Here is an 18630-nt window from a genome sequence, read left to right as displayed (position 1 = left end):
AAAAACTCCAAATCAACTCTATTCCAATTGATTTACAAGCGGAATGATGGAAGATTTGGAGGTCCGTCCCTCAGTTCTTAATCGATACATTTACTTGATCGGAATGGGAGATGGTGATGGGGTGTTGTCCGCTTCCTAGTTTAAGGGTAGCGGATTTGTTTGGGATTCCTTCTTCGATTACATCTTTATCGGATGCACTCGTTGGTTCTGTATATCGCCATTTTACGTCCTCCCCTTGGATGTCCCCAACGTTATCGGCATTGATGGTCAGGTCTTCATTTGAGGCAAGAACCAGGTTGACCCTCGCTGAGCTTGATACTTCCCAGGAGCTCGAAAGGGTTCTCGGTTTTAATGTGACTTCACTGTAGTCACTCGAGATTTCGAGAGACTTGGATGCCGGGATGGCGAGTGTCGCATCCATCTCCTGCCCTGATTGCATCCAGCCATTGTAGTCAGGAAGACTTTTCAATGTGATATACAGCGTATCACCTTTTTGTGTCGTCATCAGATAATCTTCCGGATTCCCAAGTAATGGTTTCCCTTCTGCAAAGGAAGAACGATACGTACCAAACACACTCACTTCTTTATCCGTAACTGTTTCAACCGTTAACGGATGATGACTTGAATCAACGACGATCCGCTTCACCTCCTCACCTACCTGATAGTTAAACGAAGGTAGGTCCGCTGTTCTCACTTCAGAATCAAAGAACGTTTGCAACTCCTCTGTCAATCCTGTCGCCTGCAGCACTGTAAATCCGATTCCCACCGTTCCTATGACAGCCACAAATATTATACTTAGAAAATCATATTTTAATATTGGCTTCTCCTGCTTTGATAAAAATAAGTACACTAAGATTTCCGCCCCTAACACAATCAGGAGTACCGGCCACCAACCTGCTAACACATACGCTGAATCCCATTTTATAATTTGCGATAGCAGTAAAAAGATGCCTAAAAAAAGCAGGGATGCCCCCATTGATATAGATCCGACTCGCCATGTTCTCATTCTGATACCCCCTCTTTCGAATGGACCTTTTTACTTCCGGCAACCAATTTAATTCCTCCCCCTATTAGAAGAAGGCACACAATTCCCGGCTGGATATAGCTATTCATCATATGATACGGATCGATGCCATACGTCTCTAAAATTGGTAGAGATAACGGCATCATTATGTTCGTTGCCAGGTAATACACACCAAGAAGCATCAACCCGATACCCACCCATTTTTGCTGATTGATCAGGTAGGATACAATCGGTGTGTCCTCAAAGGGTTCTTTTCCGTGCTTTGTCGCCCGTTGCAGACCATCAAAGAAGCTATAGAACCATATGATAGGCACCAGGAAAAGAAAGATTCCCAATCGAAGAACATCTAATATATAGATCGAGAACAAGAATGCAGCCATGAGCTGTATCCCCCTTTTTTGATAGCCGAGGTACAGATGCCCCGCTCCAGGAAACATCGATAAAAATGTGGCGAATGCCTTACTCTTTCTCCCACCTTCATGCTGGGCTTCCAGGTCTTCCAATACAGACCGATCCGTCAGCACTTCACCTGCCTGCTTTTTATTCAACAGTTGCATCGTATCGAAGAAGTTGTATACCCATACGACAGGTAGAACGATCAAGAACACCATAAACTCCCCTCTCCCCGTCATCGCTGTTACAAACAGAATCATCGCAGCTACTCCGAGGAACGTTGCCAGAAATGTGACACCACGGTTCATCAATCCCAGTTGGAAATGACCGAGCCCTGGTATCATGGAAAGGATGATGGTATAGAAGCGTTCGGTGCTCAGCTGTCCTGATTCACTTTCTAACACCGGTTCTCGTGATGCTTCGCCCGCTTTCAACATTCTTGATGCCACAAGTGCCGTATTAACGATACTGATGAGATATAATAAGAACGCAAACCCAATGGTGATAAAAGCAAAACCATCCCAGTTCAACACTTGCGCGCCCACAAATGCAACGGGAAAGGACGCCATCAATACGAGTAAAAACAATACCCCTCTAAAAACCTTCCCTAAATACATCAATCCCACACCGGGTATAAAAGCCAACAAAAACGCAATGATTGGATTCTTCTTTTTATCCATCTTACTCTGCCTCCTGTTCTTCAATTTTTTCAACACTATCCAATAAAGCCGTTGTTTTATTTAAAATATTTTCTGTAAATGAAGGTTGCTGGTTTCTTTCAAATTCAGTCGTGATCTTTACAAGTTCACCAAAAATACCAGATGCCATCAAAATCAGCGTCATCGCCGTAGCCAGCACATAATGAAACACCTTTTCCTCATACCAATGTTTCTTCACTTTCTTCACCACTGGACTCATCTCAACCGGAATTCGCTCCATCACCTCATCTGTATAGAGGGACGGACCTTCAATGGAAGGAAGCTCGTCTTGAACCATTTCGATTGCTTCCATATAAAGACTCATGCATTGATCGCAACTGTATAGATGCTCCTCGTATTCGCTTCGCTTATTATCATCCATTTCATCTCTGGCGTAATTCTTCCACTCTTCCAATGCAATATGACTCATATGAAATCCTCCTCCTTCCAGTGCTTCCGCATCCAAAGTCTTGCCCGGTATAGCTTTGTTTCAATCGTCTTCACCTGCACATGCTGTTCATTTGCAAGCTGCTGATAGGACTTTTCTTTTATGTAGAATCCTTCAATCACTTCTCTGTAAGATTCGGGAACTTCTTCTAAATGCCTCAACACGAGCTGCTTTTGTTCTTTTTTTAGTAATCGTCTTTCTACAGCATCCCGGGACTCTTTCAGGGGGAGCTCATCGACCAGATCTTCCCTCTGTCTTGCCTGTCTTCGCTTACAATCAATGGCATGGTTCACTGCAATTCTCGTCATCCATGTCTTGAACCCTTGATGCTCGTACTGAGGGAGAGAGGTATAAATCTTCATCCACGCTTCCTGTGATGCATCTTCTGTATCTTTTTGGTTCCTCAGAACGCCGTAAATGCATTTAAAAACATACTGCTTATACATTTCGACCAACATCCGAAACGCATGCTCACTACCATTTTTCGCCTTTTCAATTAGCGGATCCACCAACCTCTCTCCCCCTTTCTTGTGGTCTCATTATAATAGACGAAAGAAAATGATGAATCCCTACAGTTTTTTTGAAAATTTTTTTCTTGAAGGTGATGCCTGGTACATTTGATTGAATTCGTGGGCTGATCATGGCTCGCCACACTTTATCCAATATCACGTTTAATATTGAAAAGAATCTTAATTTATATCAATCTCGTCAATCCAGAAAATCACCCTTATTTACCACCTAACACGAAATCCACATTCCTGATATACTCGTAAAGTACTTATCTTCATAAAAAAGTGAGTGGATATGATGAAAGAAGGCATTACGTTAATAGTGGAGATCATCAATAACCTCCACGACATGTTTATTGTGTTGGCGAGTGATCTCGGTTTCACCCTTACGGATAAAGATCTGCATTTTTGGATTATGGGCATTATCGGAATTACCGTGTTCTTTTTTGTATATTTTGTGTCTAAGATTTTATCGAAGCTTAAGTTCGGGATCACCGCACTGGCTTTCTTCTATACATTGACCTTCATGGTTGTGTTGGTCTTTGCAATCGAAATACAGCAGGCAATCACTAATCGGGGACAGATGGAATTCATTGATGCCATCGTTGGTTTGTGGGGATACATTGTTTTTTTCTTCATCTACATTGGATTCGCAGCTATCATTCTACTGATTAAGTATTTCTATCAAAAGCTTTTCCGGAACAAAGAAGAGACCCTGGGAAACGATTAGGGTCTTGCTTTTACCAGAGTCATACAAACAAAGCGAATATGAGCGTGAACATATTGAAGACCGATTTCTCTGCCCCAAATTGGCTGCTTGTTATGCTCGTTTGAAATGTGTGCTTACTCCACCTTCGTAGTTTGCAGGGCGGTTCATCAATCGGACTCCGTCTGGACAATAGAGATGCTCCTTCACCAATTTGTCGTGGGCTTCTGCTTGTTCCCTTGTAAACAATTCAGAAATGATACTGTGATTCATCGGCAGCAGTCGATACTCTATTGACATCCCTCGTTCGCTGATAAATTTGAGATTTCGCTGATATATTGAAAATATCCCTGATAAAATCATTATTTCGCTGATAAATCCATCTCTAACGACAAAATGAACCCCCACACACCACCAATTTGACTCCCAACACCATAACCTAAAACCAAAGCAGCAAACCCCTAAAGATTCCTGCTTCACCCCTATTTTTTTCATACCCTTCACTCTTTTGATTTAAAAAAAGAGAGCTCCCTAAAAGAGAAGCCCTCCAATTACTATTTCCCGCCAGTGAAAGATATTCCTTTAATAAAGTAGCGATTAAAGAATGCATACAGAAGGAGTACCGGCAGTGTAAAGACCATGGATGCCGCCATGATGTAGTTCCAGTAGCTGACGTATTGGCCTTTAAAGGTGTTCAATCCTAATGGCAGTGTATACATTTCTGTATCGGTCATGACAATCAATGGGGTCATGAAGTTGTTCCAGAATCCCATGAAGACAAAGATTGCTTGTGCGGCCAATGCTGGTTTTGCTAATGGTAATACCACCTTGAAGAAGATTCCGAAACGGCTTAGGCCATCGATCTGAGCAGCCTCTTCCAGTTCTTTCGGGAAATTGATGAAGAACTGTCTCATCATGAAGATGAAGGTTGCATTGATCATGGCCGGTACGATCATCCCTTGATACGAGTTAAGCCAGCCGATTTCTTTTAAAATTAAATAGTTCGGGATCATCGTAACTTGAGCGGGAATCATCAGGACAGCCAGGATCATGATGAATAATGCCTTTTTCCCAGGAAAGCTTAAGCGCGCCAAGGCGTATCCAGACATGGAGTTAAAGATGATATTCAATGCTGTCCCGATTACTGCGATGAATAAACTATTGAATAACCATCTTGGAAATAGCTCCTGTTCAATGAATATCTGTTTATAATTATCCAAAGTGAAATTCTTCGGTATGAAATTCATAGTTCCGCTAATGATTTCTTCTAATGTTTTAAAAGAAGAGGAGAGTGCCCATAAGAATGGAATCAGAGTTGTGATCGCATAGCCTATCAGGACAATGTATAGAAGACGTTTACTGAACGTCTTTTTCTTCGAATTCATACTTCCATCCTCCTTAATAGAGTGATTCTTCTTTAGAGAATTTACGTTGAATCAAGGTCGCCACCAGGATGATTATAGCAAGCGCGAAGGCAAGTGCGGCTGCATATCCCATGGTCCCCAATGATTTAAAGGCATATTGATAGATTAGGAGGACAACTGTTAACGTCGAGTTATTCGGCCCACCTGATCCACCTGAGAAAATATATGATTGATCAAATAGCTGGAACGTTCCTATAACCCCCATGATCACGACAAAGGACGTAACCGGTCGCAAAAACGGAACGGTCACATAGAAGAACTTCTGGATCGCGTTTGCTCCGTCAAGTTCAGCCGCTTCGTATAACGAGTCCGGAATATCTTGAAGGGCTGCAAGATAGATGACCATGAAAAACGGTGCCGTTGCCCAAATGTTCATCAACATAATCGCATTCAGGGCAATGTCAGGATCACCTAAGAAGTTATAAGTCGGCAAGCCCACTTTTTCTAATAGGTTGTTGATCAGCCCTTCTTTGTTATACATCCACATAAAGATCAGCGTTAATACGGCTGAAGATGTTAAGGTCGGTAGGAAATAGACAATCCTGAAAAGCTTCTCACCCTTTAATCCTGCGTTTAACGTTGCAGCCAGAACCAATGCCAGAAAGGTCTGTGTAGGTACCACAATCAGTACGTACTTTGCCGTGTTTTTCAATGCGATAATGGCTCGGTTGTCTTCCAAGATCCTCGCAAAGTTTTCAAAAGCAACAAATTCAAAACTCATGTCTCCAAGGAGTTGAACCTTATGAAAGGATAAAAAGATGGCATAAAGAATCGGTCCAATAATAAACACCGCTAATACAAATAGCGTGGGAGACATAAATAAGTATCCTTGTCCTGCATCCTGTAATCTCTTCTTAGAAGATTGTTTGTTCATTCTCATCCCTACCCTCTATCTGTCTAAAATCTTCAGAGCTATTACCTGTATTCTTTCCGCCCAGGTCCGCATCCAAGACCTCAAAAGAAAGAATACAGTCAATGGTAAAGCTGTACCTGACACAATCATGAGTGTCAGGTACCTTTAAAAAGATTATTGAATTTCGCTATTCGCTTGTTCTTCTGCTTCTTTCAGTGCTTCATCCAATGGTCGGTCACCCAGGAAGGCAGCAATAAATTGGTTGTTAAAGTTATTCATGATGATCGGCAGGTTCTTTCCTTCCGCCCAGACCGTTGCATATGGTGCTCCGGCTACCAGTGCTCCGCGTAATTCATCTTTGTCATACCCTAATTTTCCAGCTACTGACTTACGTGTCGGAAGCGCAAATCCTTTAGACGTCCATGTTTCCATTCCTTCTTTACCCGTCAGATACGAAATCAGCTCCCATGAAGCTTCCTTCTTTTCCGATGCCGAATTCATTACATAACCAACCGTGTAGGCCATTGTCCCTTTTTCTCCATTGATAGTCGGTAATTCAGCCGTTCCGTATTCAACATCCGGGAACGTATCCGCTAAGAATGGAATCGCCCAGTTTCCTTCGATGACCATGGCTGCTTTCCCTTGACCAAACATTTCTCCTCCCCAGTTCGCTCCAACTTCTGAAGCCTGTGCAGAGGTTTTGTCTTCGATATGCTGGTCGATGATCGGCTGAAGAGCATTGACCACTTTATCTGAAGCAAAGTTCGCTTGATCATCCTTCACGACTTCCCCACCTGTTGCCTGAGCAATGTGATAAAGGCGGGCGAGTTCCGGAGCTACACCAAATCCATAAACGCCATCTTTCGTCAGAGCTTTTGATACTTCACGGAGTTCATCCCATGTTTTCGGAACTTCCACTCCTGCTTCTTCAAACATCTTCTTATTATAGAATAAGGCTAGAGTAGAATAGTCTTTCGGAAAACCATATGTCTTCCCATCAACTTGGAACGCTTCAAGCATCGGTTTCTCGAAATCTTTCACATCGAAATCTTCCGTTACGTAATCATCCAATGGCTCAACAACCCCCGTTTCAATCAGGGCCGGAGCTTCCAGTGCATCCAAATAGAAAACGTCAGGACCTTCTCCACCAATCAAACGTGTTTTCAATACGTCCATATACTGCTCAGAAATGACTTCGTGCTTTACGTCAATATTAGGATGTTTTTCTTCAAAATCAGCGATCGTTTGAGTCAAAAGCTTCTGTTCAGAAGGATTTCCTCCCCAGCCGGCAAGAGTGATCTCGACTTTCTCACCATCTGCTCCATTTGAACTCGTCTTCTCGTCTGATCCACTGCACCCTGCCAGAACCGTCCCCACTAACATCGTCGTAATACCTAGACTCGCGATCCATTTCTTCTTCGCCATTTTCATAACCCCTTTTTTGATTTTTTAAAATAGGATTGTTATTCCTGGATGTGATTACACTGTCTGCTTTTCTTTCACAAGATCGTAGCCTGTTGAGTTTTCTAAAATGGTGGTTTCTACCTTGTCTCCTTTTCGCGTTAAGGATAGAGACAGCACTCCATCACCAATCGTAATATCGTGAACGGTCAATATGTTCATTTCATCAAGTAAGATTGGATTGAGATGTATTTCTTTTGTTAGGCTGTTTGGAAACAATCCTAATAGTGATTGAATAAATACGAGTGGTGTCCCCGCTGCCCATGCCTGTGGAGAACAAGCGACCGGATACTTTACAGCCTTCCCAATTGCAGAATCATACCCGCAGAACAATTCAGGCAAGCGGTCGTACTCGAAGTGGCGGGATGCATCAATCAGTCCATTCATCACCTTCTTCGATTCTTCAGTAAATCCTAATTTACTTAATCCCAGTAGAGTCATGCTGTTATCATGGGGCCAGATGCTTCCATCGTGATAGCTCATCGGGTTATAACCAGCTTCGCCTTTCCCCATCGTACGAATCCCATATCCTGAAAACATTTTGTCATTCGTTAACGTTTGACTTACTTTTTCAGCACGGTTCCCTGTCATCATTTCTGAATATAAAACATGTCCTGGATTAGATGTTATCGTACCAACCTTTTCTTTGTTTTGATCAAGGGCAATGGCGTAAAATCCCTGGTCGTCCATCCAAAAATCCTGTTCAAATCGTTCTTGTAGATTTTTCGCTTCTGCTTTTAATCTAGAAGCCATTTCATTATTCCCAATTGCTTCATAAACAGCAGCCAGTCCATGTTTCGCCTGGTACACATAGCCTTGGACCTCTACTAAGGCAATCGGTGTATCAGCGTAATCCCCATTTCGATGAACGATGGAGTCCCCGGAATCCTTCCAGCCTTGGTTGGCGATTCCCTTGGATGATTCCTGATGGTACTCAACGAATAGATCACCATCACGATCTCCATATTTGTCAATCCACTCAAGCGCTCTCTTCACGTTATCTGAAAGCTTTCGGAATGTATCGAAGTCACCCGTCCATTTCACATACTCTGTTAAAAGTACAAGGAATAACGGGGTTGCATCAATCGTTCCGTAATAAGGCGTGAACGGAATCTGATTCGTATTCGCAAGCTCTCCGTATCGAATTTCATGCATGATTTTGCCCGGCTGTTCGTCTCTCCAAGGATCTACCTTCGTCCCTTGCTCACTAGCCATGGTGAACAGGGTACCTTTTGCAACCCGGGGTTGGAAAGCAATCATTTGCAGGGCCGCAATCAGACTGTCTCTACCGAATGGAACCCCGAACCAAGGCAGACCAGCTACAGGAAACTTTCCGTATCCAGTGTCAGTCAATAACACTCTAAGATCTGATAATCCTCTGTCCACCAGGCGTTGTAGTGGCTGACAATCCGTTTCTACTTTCGTTAACTGAGCTGACCATTCATCATAAGAAACTTTTAATTTTTGAAGAGCCTCTTCGACAGGTAAAATGTCATCTCTGGTTTCTATATTTTCCAGTGGCACGATCATAAATGTAATGGACTGTTCTTCCTCGTGCTGAAGCTCAACCTGGAAGGTAATCTCCCCATTTTCCTTAACGTTTTTCGCTTTGGCATCCCACTGAATCTTTGTCGAACGATTGATATCGTCTGCTCCTTCATATCGGAAGGTGAGGGATTGATCTTCAACTTTCTGACCTGTTCTCTTTCCTACGTTTCCAGTTTGGAACCCGCGTACGATAAACATATCGTTGAAGTCCACATCGACTTCTATATTCAACCCAAACGAGACCGGCTTTGGGTAATAGTTTTTTGTTTTAATCGTTTCATATAACACATCATCATAAATAAAGCGCTTACGTTCAATCTCAACGGATTCTCTCCACAGAATAAGATTGCCATCCTCTTCTTGGTGGGGATTTGTCGAAAGAATCGTAGACATATAGTTTTCGGATCCATCCGAATGTAATAGAATCGGTTTTTCATTATTGATTTTCACATTCAACTTGCTAAGGTATCGCGTGTCATTCTTGTATAAACCAAGTCCATAACTATGATCTGAAATGATATCTCCTTGCTCATCTGTAAGAAGAAATAAGTTGTTTTCTTTAATCACTCTGTAGTTCATATTGGTTCCTCCTACTTTCAAAACACTATTGTTTTTACTATTCTGCTGTGTCCCGAAACGTTTTGGAAATAAGGTAAAAAAATATCCCAAAACGTTTCGGATTATCCCCTAAATAAAAGTTGGCATTTAGATTTTCACCAACATTTATTCATTTCTATGATTCGTACTTTCTCTTTTGATTAACTTTGTCTCCAACACCATTCGATGGGTCTTGGACTGATTTGATAACAATTCCAGCAATAATCTTGCCCCTTCATACCCGAGCTGAAACTTATTTTGTTGGATGGTTGTCAGCTTGGGACTAACATAGGAAGCAAGCAGTATATCATCATACCCGACAATCGAAAGTTTTTCTGGCACCTGTAACTTCAAGTCTTTCGCTGCACTCATCGCTCCGATGGCCATTAAATCGCTCGCGCAAAATATTGCTGTGATTTCAGGATATGAGGTTAACAATGAGTTAGCCGCTTTCTTTCCACTTTCTTCTGTGAACTCTCCATTTACGATGTAGTTGGTATTGAGGTCGACCTGTGCTCCTTGCAAAGCGTTTTTATACCCTTCCAATCTCTGCTGACTAACAAACGCGAACTCATGTCCATTAATCATCCCAATGTTCTTGTGTCCATTGTCGAGTAAATGTTGAACGGCTGTTCCAGCTCCTAATACATTATCCGTCGTCACATGACTCACATTCCCGGACTCAAGGGGAATATCAATTAAAACACAAGGAATATCACTTTCGACGACTTCATGTAAATAAGGATCATCGGTTCGAATTCCCTGGATAATGACCCCGTCCACTCTTCTTTCTCTGCAAAGTTGAGTATACGTCTTTTCACGTTGCTTTGAAGAATTGGTGTTGAATAAAACAAGATCGTAGTCAGCACCTGAAACAAACTCATTAATCCCTGCCAGCACTTCCACGATGAAATTATCCTTCACACTTTCCTTCGTAAATCCGGAAACTAGTAATCCAATCGTTTTCGACTTCTTCATGACCAGACTTCGGGCAATCGAATTCGGACTATAATTTAACTCCTTGGCAACTTCTGCAATCTTCCTTCTCGTGTCTTCGTTGACATCAGAATATCCATTTAACGCTCTTGACACCGTCGTAACGGATACCCCAGCTACTCTTGCTATATCTTTTATTGTAGTCACTTGCACATCTCCCAAAACGTTTCGGATTTCCTTTAACTGAATAATACAACATATTGAAAACGATTACAACATTATTTTTCAATAACGTTATTTAGATGGGACATGGGTACAGCCACCGTGTCCCACTTATAGCTGGTTGGTCCTTGGTACTCGCCTCTGTTTAATGCTTCATTCGCCGCTAAATCCTGGATTTCGCCGTTATATTGAAAATTTCTCCGATAAATAGACCTCAGATCAAATCAGAACGTGGTTACTGAAAACAGAACCCTGGTTATGCCTATCTTTAAATGTCTGGGTTCGCTGATAAATTTAAGATTTCGCTGATATAATCCGAATTTCGCTGATATATTGAAAATATCGCTGATAAAATCAATATTTCGCTGATAAACCACTCATTCCTTTAAGAATCCTATCCTTTTAAACTATCTACTCAACCAATTTCTCAAAATCCCCCTATATGAATCCTACATCCTAAAAAAACAGCGAATCCTAATGAATTCGCTGCTTTATCCCTTACTTTTTCCTAACCGGTATCCATATTTCACTCCTAAACTTATCCGATCCAACGTCCTTATTCTCATTCCACAACATCTCTGGCCCCTCTGCTTGTTCATAGCTTGAAGACGGGAACCATTCAGAGTAGATCCGCCCCCACACTTGTTGCAAAGTGTCCGGAAATGGTCCGACCGCTTCGAATACAGCCCATGTCAGATCGGGAACTTCAAGTTTCGATAAACCATCTGGACACTCCTCTGTTGTTGCAGCCCCTATATAATGATCGAGCTCCCCCTTTTCCTCCATCCTGCCTTCAGAAAAATTGACGGATGCACTAATCAATCCTTGTGGTTCTACATTTGACATGCTCTTAAATCTCTTGATCATGTCCTCGTCCAAGCTTTGCCACATGTCTGCAATTTCAGGATTCACCCCATTAAAGATGATTGGCACCCGTTTCATGATACCTACAATGGAAAACGGTTCTTTCTTTACGATTCGATAATTCATTTCATTGCCTCCTCTGATGGATAACTGGAAGGTCATAGGTGGAAATGCTTTGAGTGAATGGCCGCTCACTTGTGACGGAGTGACGCCATGCATTTTTTGGAACACTCTCGTAAAGGAATCGGGTGAAGAATATCCATATTTCATGGCAATATCGATTACCTTTACGTCGCTGTTTTGCAGTTCAAGAGCTGCAAGGGTCAAACGGCGGCGCCTGATGTATTCCGATAAGGGAATCCCCGCAAGGAACGAAAACATCCGTTTAAAGTGATACTCTGAACAATACGCACGCTGAGCCACTTTTTCAAAATTGATTTCTTCAGTCAAGTTCTCTTCGATGTACCGTAAAGCGTCATTCATATTCTTCAATGAATCCATTTCCACTACCCCCTTCATCAATAGAATAGCAAGATAGAATTAAAGCAACCCGACTTATCGTGCACCAATTTGCAGGATTTGATCTTTATAAAAGTGGCCTCCTCTTTAGAGAAGGCCCACCAACTTCATTATTTTCTCGCTTCATGAACCTTCAGCATCTTACCCTTAACTGTGGTTTTCTTCATCGATTGCAATACCAGTGGCCCTTTACCATTCAAAATCTCCACATAGGAAAGGTTTTCCTGAATGGTGATGATGCCGATGTCATCAGCGCTCACTCCTTCGATTTTCGCAATTGTTCCGACGAAATCGACTGCTCTGATTTTCTTTTTCTTTCCGCCATTGAAGTAGAGCTTCATGATGTCTCTGTTCAATTGCTCACTCTTGTCTGATTTAAAATCTGGTTCCGTGTTTAATTTCCGTTCAAAATCCGCCTTTGATTTTGCCACTGTATCTTGTGACGGCGACTGCAGCTTTGGAATCGTAAATCCGATATAGTCTTCAATCTCGGCAAGGAATTTATCTTCATACGGAGTGCAGAAGGTGATCGCCTTTCCTGCAGAACCTGCGCGGCCCGTTCTTCCTGTGCGGTGAACATAACTTTCTTTCTCCATGGGAATATCATAATTGATGACGTGGGTAATATTTTCGATATCAATCCCACGCGCCGCCACATCGGTTGCAATAAGATACCTGAATTCCCCTCTTTTAAAATCGTCCATCACTTCAAAGCGCGCTTCCTGAATCATACCGCCATGAATTTTATCAACAGGATACCCTGATCGGTCCAACTCATTACATAATGTATCCACATTTTCTTTTGTTCGGCAAAAAATGATGCAGCTATCGGGATTCTCAACGGTTGTCACGTTTTTCAGAAGAGTCAGCTTGTCATCCTCTTTCACTTCGATCATGGAATGATCAATCTTATCTGTTGTAATGCCCGTTGCCTTAATTTCAATATGAACAGGTTTCTTCATATATTTATGGCAGAGTGCTTCGACATCCTCCGGTAATGTAGCAGAGAATGTCAACGTTACCCGGTCTGTTGGCAACTCCTGAATAATCGCTTCCACCTGTTCGATAAATCCCATGTTCAGCATCTCATCGGCTTCGTCGATTACAAGGTACTTAAGCTTATCCAGTGGAAATGTTCCTTTTTCAATATGATCGAGAACACGACCGGGAGTGCCGACTACGACATGATTTTTCTGCTTAAGCTCAAGCTTTTGTCGATGAAAAGGAGATTTCCCGTACACTGCAGCCGCTTTGATTCGCTTATAGCGTCCGATGTTTGTGATGTCTTCTTTCACTTGAACCGCGAGTTCACGGGTTGGTGTCAGGACTAGTGCCTGAGGCTTATTTTCTTCCCATTCTACCATCTCACAAATCGGAATCCCGAAAGAGGCTGTCTTACCGCTTCCTGTTTGTGAACGCACAACAAGATCCTTCTTCTCCAGAGCCAATGGAAGTACCTTGGACTGAACCTCAGTTGGAGCCTGATAGCCTAAATCGGATAGAGCCCTTACAATATCATCACTAAGCTTATAATCCTTAAATTGCTTTATACTCATTTCAATACCTCATTTATTCCTTCATTTAGTCTTATTCTCATAGGAAAGTGTCGATTCTATTCAATGGAAAAATACCCCCTGCAAATTCTTTTCAAATATCTTTAGGTATTCCACCAATAGTGTGTTATGCTTTACCTAACCATTTTTAACTTGTAACATGTTGTCTCCGGGACCGACGAACGCTGTCGGTCCCTTTTTATATTCAAAAGCGGAGGCGGCTTGTTCAGCCCCGACAAGCATAAGATGAATTGGCCGGGAAGGCGCACTTTGCCTTCTTGGCCAATTTAGCTTATGACCTCGAGGGGCTAGCCGCTGGAGCTGGATGTCACCAAAAGCGGAGGCGGATCGTTCAGCCTCCCTAATAATCCCACTAATATCTATTCCCCAACAATAAAAAAAGGACCCTCCGAGAGAGTCCCTTCATCAAAAGCTATTACGCTTTGTTTACGTTAGTCGCTTGAAGTCCACGTTGACCTTGCTCAGTGTCAAATGTAACTTTTTGACCTTCGTCTAAAGATTTAAATCCTTCGCCTTGGATAGCTGAGAAATGTACGAATACATCTTCTCCACCTTCGATTTCGATGAAACCGAAACCTTTTTCTGCGTTAAACCATTTTACTGTACCTTGTTGCATAATTGTTTCCTCCTGTGTGGACTTGAATCCACGATTTATTACTATCGTTGCTCAATTAGATATCAAAGGCGAAAAGTTTAAATACTTTCTTTCCTTACAGACCGAACAAAAATAATTCTTACTTAGAATAACAGATAATCTGAGAAAAAGCAAATCTATTCCTATATTCTTCACAAAACAATGATCTTCCCACTTTTTCATCCATTAACTCAAACGGCTCATTTTAAAATAACCTTTGAATAGTTACCCTTAAACTCTCCATCAGTAGAGGAGAAAACCATCCTCGTGTCGAAAGTAAGAGATAAAGGGGATGACCCAATGAATAAAATTGGATTATTAAAAAGTTTAAATCAAGCCAGCCGCGGAAACTTCTTTTCAATTGAAATTCCTATGACGTCAAATGAAGAAGCGCAAACCATTGAAAATCTGGCCAATGAGTTAGAAAAAGAAGGAAAAATCAAAATCAGGGAATGTGCTCAGAATGAAACATCTGTTTACATTCAAGGAATCATCAAGTATGCGTTAACATAATTGCGAAGGGTTGCCTGCTACTTATACGACAGGCACCTCCTTTTTTTTGACAAATAAAAAAGGACTCTACGGGAGAGTCCTTCATCATAAAGCTATTACGCTTTGTTTACGTTAGTCGCTTGAAGTCCACGTTGACCTTGCTCAGTGTCAAATGTAACTTTTTGACCTTCGTCTAAAGATTTAAATCCTTCGCCTTGGATAGCTGAGAAATGTACGAATACATCTTCTCCACCTTCGATTTCGATGAAACCGAAACCTTTTTCTGCGTTAAACCATTTTACTGTACCTTCTTGCATGTGTGTTTCCTCCTGTGTGGAATCGAATCCACGATTTATTACTATTATTGCTCAATTAGATATCAAAGGCGAAAAGTTTAAATACTTTCATTCCTTACAGACCGAACAAAAATAATTCTTTTTTAGAATAACAGGAAATCGTAAAAATAGCAAATGTTTTTATAAGTTTGTTTAATACTCACTCCTGAACTCCTTTAACTTCCTATATAAAAAGTCCACTTCCCCGAAAGGAAATGGACTTACATATGACTACTTATCTTCCTGCTTACTCCCATGCTTCACGCCTTTACTTGTATAAGGCTTGTTGCTCTTCTTCTTATTCGCTCCGGCCTGCCAGCGATTCCAGCCTTTCTTTCCTGTGCCTTGGCCCGTTCCGCTCTTTTTCTTTGGTTTACTCATTTTTTCACTCCGTTATGATAAGGTTCGTTCTTACACGTTTGTCTCCATATCATAACACTTATCAGTGGTGGAGAGTACTTCTTGTTTATTCCACTTCTTTTTTCTGACCTGTATAGATGTGAATCGCATCCCTCAAGAACTCGGCCATTCCCTCTTGTTCAGTGTCATAATAAGCCTTGAACCGTTCATCATCCACGTACATCTTTGCAAGGCCTGCATGGGCTTCTTTACTGTAATGCCCCCAGTAGAACGAGATCCACTGCCTATGGAGGTCAGCCGCTTTCTGGGCATCGTCGCCTGCGGGATTACCAGTTTGAAAGGCATCCCCTAAGGTTTGTTTAATTTCCTGCTCAAGTGCAGTGACCTTTTCATGGTCTTCCTGAGACATGTTCATGACTCTGGCGTTGGATTCGTCCACTGCCTTGTCACCGTATTTTCCCCGCACTTCTTTCCCGTACTTTTTCTCATTTTCTCCCACCAATTTCTCCTTGAACCCTTCGAACTTTTCTTTATCCGACATGGTGATTCTCCCTTCCTTTACACGTAATGTTTTATCTACATTTGCAATCAATTGATCAAGCTGCGCGCGTTTGTCCATTAAGGTGTCCCGGTGTTCCCGTAAGGCATGGGTTGCGTCAAAGGCAGGATCATCAAGAATATCCTTGATATCGTCCAGGCCAACACCCAGTTCTTTGTAAAAGAGGATCTGCTGCAGGCGGTCGACTTCCTTCTGCCCGTATATCCGGTATCCTGACGAACTGTTCCTGGCCGGCTTCAGAAGCTCAATTTCATCATAATAGCGCAGGGTCCTCGTGCTCACCCCAGCAATCTCTCCAAGTTTCTTGACGGTATATTCCATGATGTCACCTCCTGACAATTCTTACTTTACAGGTTGACGCTGCGTAAATGTAAAGGGGGTATTTGAAAAAAGTTCGCATTTTTTTCTTTCATAGGATAGCCCACCTGGACGGGATCTATTTAGGGGAATCCCTTGAAAATAAAGTGCCAGTCCGATATTCTTAGATTATTAATTATCAGTTTAAGGTTGTGTTGAGCATGCGTATAAATAAGTATATAAGCGAGGCTGGAAAGGCATCCAGGCGCGGTGCAGATAAATTGATTACTGAAGGAAGAGTGACCATCAACGGGAAGATCGCGAAGATTGGCGATCAAGTGAATCCCGGGGATGATGTGAAGGTTAGCGGAGCTCCTGTCAGAGTAGCAAGAAATAATGTGTATATTGCACTAAATAAACCTGTTGGGATTACGAGTACAACTGAAAAGGGCGTCAAGGGGAATATTGTAGATCTTGTCAATCATCCGTTACGAATTTTCAATATTGGACGACTGGACAAAGATTCAGATGGCTTGATTCTTCTGACGAACGATGGAGATATCGTCAACGAAATTCTCCGTGCGGAAAATCAGCACGAAAAAGAATATATTGTCACTGTTGACCGCCCGGTTTCAGAGGATTTCTTAAAACAGATGTCAGAGGGTGTTAAGATTCTTGGAACGAAAACTCTGCCTTGTAAAGTTGAGCAGGTGTCAAAATACGTGTTTCAAATCACGTTGACTCAAGGATTGAATCGACAGATCCGCCGCATGTGTGAGACCCTTGGATATGAGGTCTACCGACTGCAGCGCACGCGCATCATGAATATTCAACTTGGGAACCTGCCTGTAGGACAATGGCGTGACCTTTCTAAGAAAGAGAAGACGCGATTGTTTCAGGATTTGGATTATGAACCGAAGGAATGGTAATCATCCGGATGGACCCTCTATACCAATGCGTATGGAGGGTCCTTTTTTACATGTGAATTTCCTGAAAGTGACGGACGAATCCAAGATAACGGGAGCCCTGGAAGGTCAATTCACCCTGATCTCCTTCCACAAGCATCCCAAACTCATTATCTTTTACTTTTAACTCCATCCTGTCCCCACTTTCCACTTCGAAGGTGACAAAGTATTGGCTATAGGCTCTTGTTTCTCCCCCACCTCTTACTGCCGTCCTTCTTTTTGCAAGGACTTTTGCTCGGACGTTTAAAGTAGGTGACTGATTATTCTTACTCCATTCCCCCACTCCTTTAATAACAGAGAACAGAATGAACGAAATCACGATGACAAAAACGATCCCTATAAAAACCGGGACAATTTGAAACATCATATCGCCACCTGGTGACATACAAAACCCTCCTTTTGGATTTTTTCACTATTTTAACATCTACTCTTTCTTATATATGTTATTCAATCTTCTTCTTATTCGTGGATTTTCGCACACAGAAAATAGCATGACCCTCTTTGCTAAGAGGGTCATGCTGTTGCCATTTGAACTTTGAGTATTAACTGGAGGGGATCCGTTCCCCCTATCTCCATACCCCTAAAATGAAACCCATCACGTAAAGGTCACAACATGTACTCGGCATTATTGAAAAAGGGGTCTGCCCCCTATGCGTAAACCGCATGGGGGACAGACCCCTCAAACTCACCCTGTTGGTGACTTCATCTTATCTATAATCATTGTAAAATAGTTCTTCACCGGGCCTGGTGGGTGAGGAATGTGGTATGAACCAGGCTCCTGAAACTCCTCATCCTCTTCGGTTAACTTCGGAGAATAAACCCGCTTCCCCTCCACTATACTGCGAATCGAGTAAGTCAGTTCTTCACTTGGACTGTCCTTTAATAAGTACCCACCTGCATCGAATTGTTGAGCCCGCTCTAAATATCCTTTTTTCGGAAATGTCGTCAAAACGAGTAGATGACACCCCACTGTCTTCATAGCTTCTAGAGGTCCGTCCCTCTCAAGCATTTCAATATCCATGATAAAGAGGTCTGGTTTCAATTGGTGGACAAGGGCGAGTGCTTCTTGCCCATCCTTTACCTGGCCGACTACTTCCATGTCTTCTTCCAGGTTGAGGATGGAGGTCAGGGTTCCACGTAATAATTCCTGATCCTCTGCAATGACGATTCGAATCATGTAGGTTCACTCCTTTTAAAGGCCTTATCATGTAA

The 18630-nt window shown here is 42.3% G+C and carries 20 protein-coding genes and 1 pseudogene; 3 read left to right on the top strand and 18 right to left on the bottom strand.

What is annotated here, in order from left to right; all coding sequences use genetic code 11:
* Positions 1-70: 70 nt before the first annotated feature.
* The 4 genes from ACYH0O_RS06490 to ACYH0O_RS06475 are packed head-to-tail and all read right to left on the bottom strand — an operon-like array spanning position 71 to position 3072.
* Positions 71-1006, bottom strand: a complete 936-nt coding sequence (locus ACYH0O_RS06490; protein WP_482631677.1) for a hypothetical protein — start codon at positions 1004-1006, stop codon at positions 71-73.
* The gene (locus ACYH0O_RS06485; RefSeq protein ID WP_482631676.1) at positions 1003-2097 is read right to left on the bottom strand and encodes a hypothetical protein; all 1095 of its coding nucleotides are present in this window, start codon (positions 2095-2097) and stop codon (positions 1003-1005) included. Before ACYH0O_RS06485 ends, ACYH0O_RS06490 begins: the two co-directional genes overlap by 4 nt.
* A gap of 1 nt (position 2098) precedes the next feature.
* Positions 2099-2545 (bottom strand): anti-sigma factor, encoded by a 447-nt coding sequence (locus ACYH0O_RS06480; RefSeq protein ID WP_482631675.1) that lies wholly within the window; start codon positions 2543-2545, stop codon positions 2099-2101.
* Positions 2542-3072, bottom strand: a complete 531-nt coding sequence (locus ACYH0O_RS06475) for a sigma-70 family RNA polymerase sigma factor (RefSeq protein WP_482632514.1) — start codon at positions 3070-3072, stop codon at positions 2542-2544. The genes ACYH0O_RS06480 and ACYH0O_RS06475 overlap by 4 nt, the downstream gene beginning before the upstream one ends.
* 295 nt (positions 3073-3367) lie before the next feature.
* On the opposite strand from ACYH0O_RS06475, the gene ACYH0O_RS06470 reads away from it, so the two are divergent.
* Positions 3368-3802: a hypothetical protein gene (locus tag ACYH0O_RS06470; protein ID WP_482631674.1), complete on the top strand. Its 435-nt coding sequence runs from the start codon at positions 3368-3370 to the stop codon at positions 3800-3802.
* Between the two features lie 26 nt (positions 3803-3828).
* Here ACYH0O_RS06470 and ACYH0O_RS06465 read toward each other — a convergent pair.
* The 9 genes and pseudogenes from ACYH0O_RS06465 to ACYH0O_RS06425 all read right to left on the bottom strand — a co-directional run.
* Positions 3829-4072 (bottom strand): annotated as a pseudogene (locus tag ACYH0O_RS06465) (hypothetical protein); the annotation flags it as partial.
* Between the two features lie 260 nt (positions 4073-4332).
* Positions 4333-5163, bottom strand: coding sequence for a carbohydrate ABC transporter permease (locus ACYH0O_RS06460; RefSeq protein WP_149157402.1), 831 nt, complete (start codon positions 5161-5163; stop codon positions 4333-4335).
* 13 nt (positions 5164-5176) lie between these two features.
* Entirely contained in the window at positions 5177-6076 is a 900-nt protein-coding gene (locus ACYH0O_RS06455; RefSeq protein WP_482631673.1) for a carbohydrate ABC transporter permease, read from the bottom strand.
* Positions 6077-6229: 153 nt separating this feature from the next.
* Entirely contained in the window at positions 6230-7480 is a 1251-nt protein-coding gene (locus ACYH0O_RS06450; protein ID WP_482631672.1) for an ABC transporter substrate-binding protein, read from the bottom strand.
* Positions 7481-7534: 54 nt separating this feature from the next.
* A complete protein-coding gene (locus ACYH0O_RS06445) occupies positions 7535-9643 on the bottom strand; it encodes an amylo-alpha-1,6-glucosidase (RefSeq protein ID WP_482631671.1) in 2109 nt (702 codons plus the stop codon).
* 144 nt (positions 9644-9787) lie between these two features.
* On the bottom strand, positions 9788-10804 hold the full coding sequence (locus ACYH0O_RS06440) for a LacI family DNA-binding transcriptional regulator (protein WP_482631670.1): 1017 nt from the start codon (positions 10802-10804) through the stop codon (positions 9788-9790).
* Positions 10805-11317: 513 nt separating this feature from the next.
* The gene (locus ACYH0O_RS06435) at positions 11318-12184 is read right to left on the bottom strand and encodes an AraC family transcriptional regulator (RefSeq protein WP_482631669.1); all 867 of its coding nucleotides are present in this window, start codon (positions 12182-12184) and stop codon (positions 11318-11320) included.
* A gap of 128 nt (positions 12185-12312) precedes the next feature.
* Positions 12313-13758, bottom strand: coding sequence for a DEAD/DEAH box helicase (locus ACYH0O_RS06430; RefSeq protein WP_482631668.1), 1446 nt, complete (start codon positions 13756-13758; stop codon positions 12313-12315).
* Positions 13759-14191: 433 nt separating this feature from the next.
* Positions 14192-14392 carry a cold-shock protein gene (locus ACYH0O_RS06425; RefSeq protein WP_064094055.1) on the bottom strand — a complete coding sequence of 67 codons (201 nt, stop codon included), beginning with the start codon at positions 14390-14392 and terminating at the stop codon, positions 14192-14194.
* A 285-nt stretch (positions 14393-14677) separates the two neighbouring features.
* On the opposite strand from ACYH0O_RS06425, the gene ACYH0O_RS06420 reads away from it, so the two are divergent.
* Positions 14678-14923 carry a hypothetical protein gene (locus tag ACYH0O_RS06420; RefSeq protein ID WP_149157396.1) on the top strand — a complete coding sequence of 82 codons (246 nt, stop codon included), beginning with the start codon at positions 14678-14680 and terminating at the stop codon, positions 14921-14923.
* A gap of 95 nt (positions 14924-15018) precedes the next feature.
* On the opposite strand, the gene ACYH0O_RS06415 is transcribed toward ACYH0O_RS06420, so the two are convergent.
* The 3 genes from ACYH0O_RS06415 to ACYH0O_RS06405 all read right to left on the bottom strand — a co-directional run bounded on the left by ACYH0O_RS06415 (position 15019) and on the right by ACYH0O_RS06405 (position 16477).
* The gene (locus ACYH0O_RS06415; protein ID WP_060671790.1) at positions 15019-15219 is read right to left on the bottom strand and encodes a cold-shock protein; all 201 of its coding nucleotides are present in this window, start codon (positions 15217-15219) and stop codon (positions 15019-15021) included.
* Between the two features lie 249 nt (positions 15220-15468).
* Positions 15469-15618 (bottom strand): DUF3934 family protein, encoded by a 150-nt coding sequence (locus tag ACYH0O_RS06410; protein WP_082051258.1) that lies wholly within the window; start codon positions 15616-15618, stop codon positions 15469-15471.
* An 85-nt stretch (positions 15619-15703) separates the two neighbouring features.
* Positions 15704-16477: a MerR family transcriptional regulator gene (locus tag ACYH0O_RS06405; protein WP_482631667.1), complete on the bottom strand. Its 774-nt coding sequence runs from the start codon at positions 16475-16477 to the stop codon at positions 15704-15706.
* A gap of 197 nt (positions 16478-16674) precedes the next feature.
* Between ACYH0O_RS06405 and rluF the strand changes: the two genes are divergently transcribed.
* On the top strand, positions 16675-17382 hold the full coding sequence (gene rluF, locus ACYH0O_RS06400; protein ID WP_482631666.1) for a 23S rRNA pseudouridine(2604) synthase RluF: 708 nt from the start codon (positions 16675-16677) through the stop codon (positions 17380-17382).
* A gap of 46 nt (positions 17383-17428) precedes the next feature.
* Here rluF and ACYH0O_RS06395 read toward each other — a convergent pair whose 3' ends face one another.
* Positions 17429-17803, bottom strand: a complete 375-nt coding sequence (locus tag ACYH0O_RS06395; RefSeq protein ID WP_482631665.1) for a DUF2500 domain-containing protein — start codon at positions 17801-17803, stop codon at positions 17429-17431.
* Between the two features lie 300 nt (positions 17804-18103).
* On the bottom strand, positions 18104-18595 hold the full coding sequence (locus tag ACYH0O_RS06390; RefSeq protein ID WP_482631664.1) for a response regulator: 492 nt from the start codon (positions 18593-18595) through the stop codon (positions 18104-18106).
* Between the last annotated feature and the right edge of the window lie 35 nt (positions 18596-18630).

The organism is Rossellomorea sp. H136 (assembly GCF_056838065.1).
This window is presented reverse-complemented; position numbering and strand designations above follow the sequence as displayed.